This is a genomic window from Kineococcus gurbantunggutensis (assembly GCF_050871925.1).
In the GTDB taxonomy this organism is placed as follows: Bacteria; Actinomycetota; Actinomycetes; order Actinomycetales; family Kineococcaceae; genus Kineococcus.
This window is the reverse complement of record NZ_JBJLSG010000029.1, coordinates 39,299-46,487: the sequence shown is the minus strand read 5'-3', so window position 1 is coordinate 46,487 and position 7,189 is coordinate 39,299. Positions and strand designations below refer to the sequence as shown.

At 78.4% G+C, this 7,189-nt stretch carries 9 protein-coding genes; 4 read left to right on the top strand and 5 right to left on the bottom strand.

Annotation, left to right across the window (positions count from 1 at the left end; translation table 11 throughout):
• Window positions 1-216 precede the first annotated feature (216 nt).
• Complete coding sequence (locus ACRYR7_RS08095; RefSeq protein ID WP_432571568.1) at window positions 217-573, top strand: DUF2516 family protein; 357 nt, start codon at window positions 217-219, stop codon at window positions 571-573.
• On the opposite strand, the gene ACRYR7_RS08090 is transcribed toward ACRYR7_RS08095, so the two are convergent.
• Window positions 558-890, bottom strand: a complete 333-nt coding sequence (locus ACRYR7_RS08090) for a hypothetical protein (protein ID WP_432571567.1) — start codon at window positions 888-890, stop codon at window positions 558-560. The genes ACRYR7_RS08095 and ACRYR7_RS08090 overlap by 16 nt on opposite strands.
• A 116-nt stretch (window positions 891-1,006) precedes the next feature.
• Between ACRYR7_RS08090 and dtd the strand changes: the two genes are divergently transcribed.
• Window positions 1,007-1,432: a D-aminoacyl-tRNA deacylase gene (gene dtd / locus ACRYR7_RS08085; RefSeq protein ID WP_432571566.1), complete on the top strand. Its 426-nt coding sequence runs from the start codon at window positions 1,007-1,009 to the stop codon at window positions 1,430-1,432.
• Here the strand turns inward: dtd and ACRYR7_RS08080 are convergent.
• Window positions 1,395-2,480 (bottom strand): LacI family DNA-binding transcriptional regulator, encoded by a 1,086-nt coding sequence (locus tag ACRYR7_RS08080; RefSeq protein WP_432571565.1) that lies wholly within the window; start codon window positions 2,478-2,480, stop codon window positions 1,395-1,397. The two genes, dtd and ACRYR7_RS08080, sit on opposite strands and share 38 nt — an antisense overlap.
• Before the next feature lie 32 nt (window positions 2,481-2,512).
• The gene (locus ACRYR7_RS08075; protein ID WP_432571564.1) at window positions 2,513-3,340 is read right to left on the bottom strand and encodes a class I SAM-dependent methyltransferase; all 828 of its coding nucleotides are present in this window, start codon (window positions 3,338-3,340) and stop codon (window positions 2,513-2,515) included.
• Between the two features lie 155 nt (window positions 3,341-3,495).
• On the opposite strand from ACRYR7_RS08075, the gene mshA reads away from it, so the two are divergent.
• Window positions 3,496-4,773, top strand: a complete 1,278-nt coding sequence (gene mshA / locus ACRYR7_RS08070; protein WP_432571563.1) for a D-inositol-3-phosphate glycosyltransferase — start codon at window positions 3,496-3,498, stop codon at window positions 4,771-4,773.
• A gap of 42 nt (window positions 4,774-4,815) precedes the next feature.
• The gene (locus tag ACRYR7_RS08065; protein ID WP_432571562.1) at window positions 4,816-5,568 is read left to right on the top strand and encodes a phosphoglyceromutase; all 753 of its coding nucleotides are present in this window, start codon (window positions 4,816-4,818) and stop codon (window positions 5,566-5,568) included.
• A gap of 12 nt (window positions 5,569-5,580) precedes the next feature.
• Here the strand turns inward: ACRYR7_RS08065 and ACRYR7_RS08060 are convergent, their stop codons facing one another.
• Both ACRYR7_RS08060 and phoU read right to left on the bottom strand, forming a co-directional pair.
• Entirely contained in the window at window positions 5,581-6,297 is a 717-nt protein-coding gene (locus tag ACRYR7_RS08060; protein WP_432571561.1) for a hypothetical protein, read from the bottom strand.
• A 43-nt stretch (window positions 6,298-6,340) separates the two neighbouring features.
• Window positions 6,341-7,015, bottom strand: coding sequence for a phosphate signaling complex protein PhoU (gene phoU, locus ACRYR7_RS08055; protein WP_432571560.1), 675 nt, complete (start codon window positions 7,013-7,015; stop codon window positions 6,341-6,343).
• Window positions 7,016-7,189: the final 174 nt, after the last annotated feature.

Genomic DNA, 7,189 nt, shown 5'->3' with positions numbered 1-7,189 from the left:
CGCCCCCCCCCGCGCGCGCGCCGGCCGCCGCCCCCCCACCCACCCCCACGCCCCCGCCGCCGCCGCCCCCCCCCCCCCCCCCCCCCCCCCCCCCTCCGCCCGCGTGGCGCGGGCCGAGCGCGAGGGCTACCGCCGCCTGGGTGAACTGGTCGGCGCGGCGCGCTGAGGACGCGCTCGCGGGGAACGCGCCGGGCCCGTCGCTCGTAGGATCCTGACGTGACCTCCCTCGTCGGCACCGTCCAGTACGGCGTGCTCCTCGTGATCGCCGTCGCGGCGTTCGCCTTCGCCGCCTTCGCGCTGGTCGACGCGCTGCGCCGCCCGGGCGCGGCGTTCACGGCGGCGGGCAAGCGCACCAAGACCTTCTGGGTGGCGATCCTGGCCGTGGCCACGGCGATCGGCTTCGTCTCCCTGCCGCCCATCTCGGCCGCCGGGATGCCCGGGCTGCTGGGCATCGTCTCCGTGGTCGCGGCCGCCGTGTACATGGCGGACGTGCGCCCGGCGGTGCGCCAGTACGGCGGGCGCCGCGGCCCGCGCCGCGACGACCGCGGCCAGGGCCCCTACGGCCCCTGGTGACGCCCGCCGGGACCCGCCCCCGGTGAGGACGGGCGCGCCGCGAGCAGGGCGCGCGCGCCGCCCACCGCGCAGCGCAGCAGCGCCGAGCCCACCACCAGCAGCCCCGCCACGGCCACCAGGTCCGCCTCGGTGAAGCCGCGCCCGGGCGCCCACGCGTGCAGGACCCGCCCCTCCACGGGGGAGTTCACCCGCGTCCACACCGCGCACAGCAGGCCGGTGACCACGGCCACGTCCCAGCGCGGGCGCAGCAGGCAGCCCAGCGCGCCGACGCCCAGCGCCAGCAGCGTCAGGGGGATCACCACCGGGACGTCGAGCACCGCCCGATCGTAGACGCGCAACCGTGACGCCACGTCAGGTCCACCGGACCCGCCCCGGCCGTTCACCCGGACCGCCCATCCGCCGGGCCGGTGCGGCGGTGCGGGAGGCTGGCCCCGTGAGAGCCGTCGTGCAGCGCGTCAGCCGGGCCCGGGTCACCGTCGAGGGCGAGGAGGTCGGCGCGCTCGACGGCCCCGGCCTGCTCGTCCTGCTCGGCGTCACCCACGGCGACGGCCCGGAGCAGGTCGAGCGCACCGCCCGCAAGGTCGCCGAGCTGCGGGTGCTGCGCGGGGAGCGCTCGGTCCTGGAGGCCGGCGCCGGCGTGCTGCTCGTCAGCCAGTTCACCCTCTACGGCGACACCCGCAGGGGCCGGCGGCCCACCTGGGCCGCCGCCGCGCCCGGCCCGGTCGCCGAGCCCCTCGTCGACGCCGTGGCCACCGCCCTGCGCGAGCGCGGGGTGCGCGTGGCCACCGGCCGCTTCGGCGCCGACATGGCCGTCGAGCTCGTCAACGACGGGCCGGTGACGCTGCTGCTGGAGGCGTGAGCACCCCCCGCGAGCTGGCCCGCACCACCAGCTCGCGCGCCGCCAGCCGCAGCGGCGCCGGCGCCCGGCCCGCCAGCAGGTCCAGCAGCAGCCGCGCCGTGTCCGCCCCGTCGGCCACCACGTCCCGGCGCAGCGCCGTGATCGCCGGGTGCGCCAGGCGGCACAGGATCGAGTCCTCCCCGGCCACGACGGCCAGCTCGCCGGGCACCGACACCCCCAGCGCGCCGCGCTCGGCGACCACCGTGGCGGCCATGACGTCGTTGTCGTAGACGACCGCGGTGGGCGGCGCCGGGCGCGCCAGCAGCGCCCGGGTGGCGTCCAGGCCGCCGCGGGCGGTGTAGTCGGCCTCGACGACCTCCTGCGCCGCCCCCAGCGCCGCGGTCGTCACCTCCCGCCAGGCCATGTCGCGCCGGCGCGTGTGGCGGAACTGCGAGGGGCCGCTGACGCGCGCCAGGCGCCGGTGGCCGCGCTCGAGCAGGTGCGCGACGACCTGCGCGAGCGGTTCGCGCTCGTCCTCCACCGACACCGCCAGCGCCCCGCCGCCGGCGTCCGGCAGCACCTCGTCCGCGCCCCCGCGCACCACGCTCGGCACGCCCAGCTCGGCCACCAGCGCCAGGCGCGGGTCGTCCACGAGCAGGTCGGTGAGCACCACGCCGTCCACGCGGCGCTCGGCCCACCAGCGGCGCAGCACGTCCACCGCGGTGCCCGCGTCGGGCACCACCGTCATCAGCAGCGAGACGGACTCCGTGGCCAGCACGCCCTCCATGCCGGCCACCAGGCGCATGTAGTACGGCTCCTCGCCCAGCAGCTCCACGTCGCGCGCCACGGCCAGCCCCACGGCGTGCGCGCGGGCGTGCGAGAGGGAGCGCGCGGCGGCGCTGGGCCGCCAGCCCAGCTCCCGGGCGACGGCCAGGACGCGCTCGCGCGTGGCCGCGGACACGCCCGGCAGGTCGTTCAGGGCGTAGGACACCGACGCCTTGGACACCCCCGCCACCCGGGCGATGTCGCGGATCGTGGGGCGCGGCCCGCCCGGCGACGGTCGGCTCACGGTCACCTCCGGCTGCCTCCGCGGGTGCCCGCTCAGCTGCCGGCCCCGTGCGCAGGATCATGCCCCACCGCGCGCGGGCGGGCGCGCGGCGCGACCGCCGCCCACGCCACGGTCAGCTCCCCGAGGCGCCAGCGCGCCGGCCCGTCGAGCACCGGCCAGTCCCGGCGCAGCGCCCGGCAGGTGGCCAGCCAGCGCTGCCGCGCCCCGAAGGTGCCCTCCGGGGCCGCCCGCGCCCAGGCGTCGTCCGCGGCGCGCAGCAGGTCGTGCACGCCCTCGCCGGGCACGTTGCGGTGGATGAGGGCCTTGGGCAGCCGCTCGGCGACGGCCGAGGGCTGCGCCAGCCCGCCCAGGCGCACCGAGAGCGTCAGCGACACCGGCCCGCCGGCCTCCAGCGCCACCCACGTGCTGCGCCGGCCCAGCTCGTCGCAGGTGCCCTCCACCACCAGCCCGCCCGGCGCCAGCCGCGAGCGCAGCAGCTCCCACGCGGCGGCCACCTCGCCCTCGCCGTACTGGCGCAGCACGTTGAAGGCCCGCACCAGCACCGGGTCACCGCCGCCGGGCACCGCCAGCTCGAAGCCGCCCACGGCGAAGACCGGCGCGCCGGGCACCCCCGCCAGCGCCGCGCGCGCCGCGGCCACCCGCTCGGGGGAGACCTCCAGGCCCACCACGCGCACGTCGGGGCGCACCCGCCGCAGCCAGCGCTGCAGGTCCGTGACCGTCACCGGCCGGGCGCCGTAGCCGAGGTCGACGACCAGCGGGTCGGCCGCCGCGCGCAGCCGGCGCGCCTGCGTGCCGGCCAGCCACCGCTCCACGCGCCGCAGCCGGTCCGGGCCGGTGGTGCCGCGCGTGACGGTCCCCACGGGACGTCCGGGAGCCCTGCGGGCAGACTGCTCGCCGGACCGCGCCGCGGCGCGGTCCCCGCTCGAGGGTGGCACCGTCCGACGGTAGCCACCCGCGGCGGTCGTGGTGCGGCGAGGACCGTCGGGGACGGTCGGGACGGGCGGTGGGTGCGTCGGTGGGCAGCTCCGAGGGCGCGGGCGTCGAGCGGGTGGCGGTGGTGTCGGTGCACACCTCGCCGCTGGAGCAGCCGGGCACCGGCGACGCCGGCGGCATGAACGTGTACGTGCTGGAGCTGTCCCGGCAGCTCGCCGCGCGCGGCGTGGAGGTGGAGGTGTTCACCCGGCGCACCTCCTCCGAGCAGCCGCCGGTGGTCGCCGCCGGCGACGGCGTGACGGTGCGGCACGTGGCGGCCGGCCCCTACGAGGGGCTGGGCAAGGAGGACCTGCCCGGGCAGCTGTGCGCGTTCACCGCCGGGATGCTGCGCACCGGCGCCCGGCACACCGAGGACCACTACGACGTGGTGCACTCGCACTACTGGCTGTCCGGTCAGGTGGGCTGGCTGGCCGCGGACCGCTGGGACGTGCCGCTGGTGCACTCCATGCACACCATGGCCAAGGTGAAGAACGCGCACCTGGCCGCCGGGGACGCCCCCGAGCCGCCCGGGCGCGTCATCGGCGAGGAGCAGGTCGTCGAGGCCGCCGACCGGCTGGTGGCCAACACCACCGCCGAGCGCGACGAGCTCGTGCAGCTCTACGGCGCGGACCCCGCCCGGGTGGCCGTCGTGCCGCCGGGCGTGGACCTGGCGACGTTCTCCCCGGACGGCGGGCGGGCCGCGGCGCGCGCCCGCCTGGGCGTGCCCGCCGACGCCGAGCTGCTGCTCTTCGTCGGGCGCCTGCAGCCGCTGAAGGCCCCCGACGTCCTGGTGGAGGCCGTGGCCCTGCTGCTGCGCGAGCAGCCCGGGCGCCGCTCGCGCCTGCGCGTGCTCGTCCTGGGCGGCCCGAGCGGCTCGGGCACCGCGCACCCGCACGCCCTGGAGGAGCTGGTGCGCGCCCGGGGCCTGCAGGACGTGGTGCGGGTGCGCCCGCCGGTGCCGCGGGCGGAGCTGGCCGAGCACTACCGCGCCGCCGACGTCGTCGTGGTGCCCTCGCACAACGAGTCCTTCGGGCTGGTGGCGCTGGAGGCGCAGGCGTGCGCCACGCCGGTGGCCGCGGCCGCGGTGGGCGGCCTGCGCACGGCGGTGGCGGACGGGGAGTCGGGGGTGCTGGTGGCCTCGCACGAGCCGCGCGCGTGGGCCGCGGCGCTGCGCGCGCTGCTGGACGACCCGGCCCGGCGCGAGGTGCTGGGCGCGCGCGCGGCGCAGCGCGCCCGCGACTTCGGGTGGGCGCGCACCGCCGAGGCGACCCTGGAGGTCTACCGCGCCGCGCGCGCGGCGCGGGCGGCGGGCGGTCGCTGAGGGCGCCCCGCCCGGGCCCGGCCCGCTCGGTAGGGTGCGGCCATGAGCGAAGCGGCGCACACCCTCGTCCTGTTGCGGCACGGCGAGAGCGAGTGGAACGCCAGGAACCTGTTCACCGGCTGGGTGGACGTGGCGCTGTCGGAGAAGGGCCGCGCGGAGGCCGCGCGCGGCGGGAAGCTGCTGGCCTCCTCCGGCGTGCTGCCGGACGTGGTGCACACCTCGCTGCTGCGCCGCGCCATCACCACCGCCCACCTGGCCCTGGACGCCGCGGACCGGCACTGGATCGACGTGCGCCGCTCCTGGCGGCTGAACGAGCGCCACTACGGCGCGCTGCAGGGCAAGGACAAGAAGCAGACCCTCGCGGAGTTCGGCGAGGAGCAGTTCATGCTGTGGCGCCGCTCCTACGACGTGCCGCCGCCGGAGATCGAGCCGGGCTCGGAGTTCTCCCAGGACGCCGACCCGCGCTACGCCTCCCTGGGCGCGGACGCGCCCCGCACGGAGTGCCTGGCCGACGTCGTCGCGCGGATGCTGCCGTACTGGGAGGACGCGGTCGTGCCGGACCTGCGCGCCGGCAAGGTCGTGCTGCTGGCCGCGCACGGCAACTCCCTGCGCGCCCTGGTCAAGCACCTCGACGGCGTCTCCGACACCGACATCGCCGGCCTGAACATCCCCACCGGCATCCCGCTGGTGTACCGCCTGGACGCGGACCTGCAGCCGCTCGTGCGCGGCGGGGAGTACCTGGACCCGCAGGCCGCGGCCGCCGCGGTGCAGGCGGTGGCCAACCAGGGCCGCTGAGGCCCGCGGTGCTCAGGCGCCGGTCGTGACGCCCGTCGTCGCGGCCGGCGCCGTCGTCGTCCCGGCGGGGGTGGCCGGGTCCGTGGTCGCCGGCCCCGTGGTGCCGGGGCTCGTGGTGGCCGGGCTCGTGGTGGCGCTCCCGCCGCTGCACGCGCGCCCCAGCGCGGCCTGCAGGCGCTCCTGCGCGTCGACGACGGCGGTGCCGGCCGCCGGGTCGTCCACGGCGCCGGCGGCGCGGTCCAGGGCGTCCACCGCCGCGGTGAGGTCCGCGGTGGAGCCGGTGCCGGGGTCCAGCGGCCCGGCGGCCTGCGCCAGGCGCCGGTAGTAGTCCAGGACCAGGCGGGCGTCCCCGTCCAGCTCCGGCGGCGCGGCGGCCAGCACGGCCGCGTAGTACGCCGGGCCCTCCCGGGTGGTCACCAGCGCGTAGACGGACTGCGCGCGCGGGTCGCCGCGGTCCACGTCGAGGCGCTCCAGCTCGGCGCCGATGGCGCCGTCCAGCTCCTCCTGCGCCTCCTGCACCACCGGGCAGTCGAAGGCCGGGGCGGGGGCGGTGGGGGTGCCGGTGCTCGCCGCGGGCGAGGAGGTGGGCTCCAGGGTGGTGGTGGTCGCCGGGGCGGGGGACGCCTCGTCCCCGCCGGAGCAGCCGGCCGCCAGCGCGCCCGCGCACAGCACCCAGAGCGCCGCCGCCGCCGGCGGGCGGGGCCGGCGCCGGCGCCACCGCGAGTCCACGGCGCCGACGCTACACCGGTGCGGCCCCGCCGGGCCGGTGCGCTCAGCCGACCAGCGAGTGCCCGTGGGTCTCCTCGGGGTCGTGCGAGCCGGTGACGAGGAACACGACGTTCTTGGCGACGGAGACGGCGTGGTCGGCGAAGCGCTCGTAGTAGCGGCTGCACAGGGTCAGGTCGACGGCCACCTCGGTGGAGTGCTCGCCGCTGTGCTGCATGAGCTGCTCGAACACGCTGCGGTGCAGCACGTCCATCTCGTCGTCGTCCGTCTCCAGCTGGGCGGCCATCGCCACGTCGCGCGAGGCGATGACGCTGCCGGCCTTGGTGACGATGCGCTCGGCGACCTGGGCCATCTGCAGGATCGTGGCGCGGTACTCCGCCGGCACGACCTCCTGGGGGTGGCGCAGCCGCGCCAGCTTGGCGACGTGGCGGGCCAGGTCGCCCATGCGCTCCAGGCTGGTGCTCATCCGCAGGGCGGTGACCACGACGCGCAGGTCGGTGGCCACGGGCTGCTGGCGCGCCAGCAGCTGCAGGGAGCGCTCCTCCAGGTCGCGCTGCAGGGAGTCGATGCGCTCGTCGGCGGTGATGACGCTCTCGGCGATCTCGCGGTCCGCGTCCAGCAGCGCGGTCGTGGCGCGCGCCATGGCGGAGCGGGCCAGGTTCGTCATCTCCACCAGGGTGTCGACCAGGTGGACCAGTTCGTCGTGGTAGACGTTGCGCACGGTTGCCTCTCCTCGGGCCGGCGGCGGGGGCGCGGTTCCCGGTGCCGCGCCGGCCGCCCGTGACCGGCACGTTCCCAGGCCGGGGTGAACGCTCACCACCCCGGGCGTGAACATCAGGCGCCGCGCTGCCCACCGGGGACCGCGCGGCGCGGGCGCTGGTCGAGGAGAACCTTA

Excerpts from the sequence above, each read along its gene's own strand:
- ACRYR7_RS08065 (WP_432571562.1), top strand. The coding sequence starts at position 4,816 with ATGAGCGAAGCGGCGCACACCCTCGTCCTGTTGCGGCACGGCGAGAGC.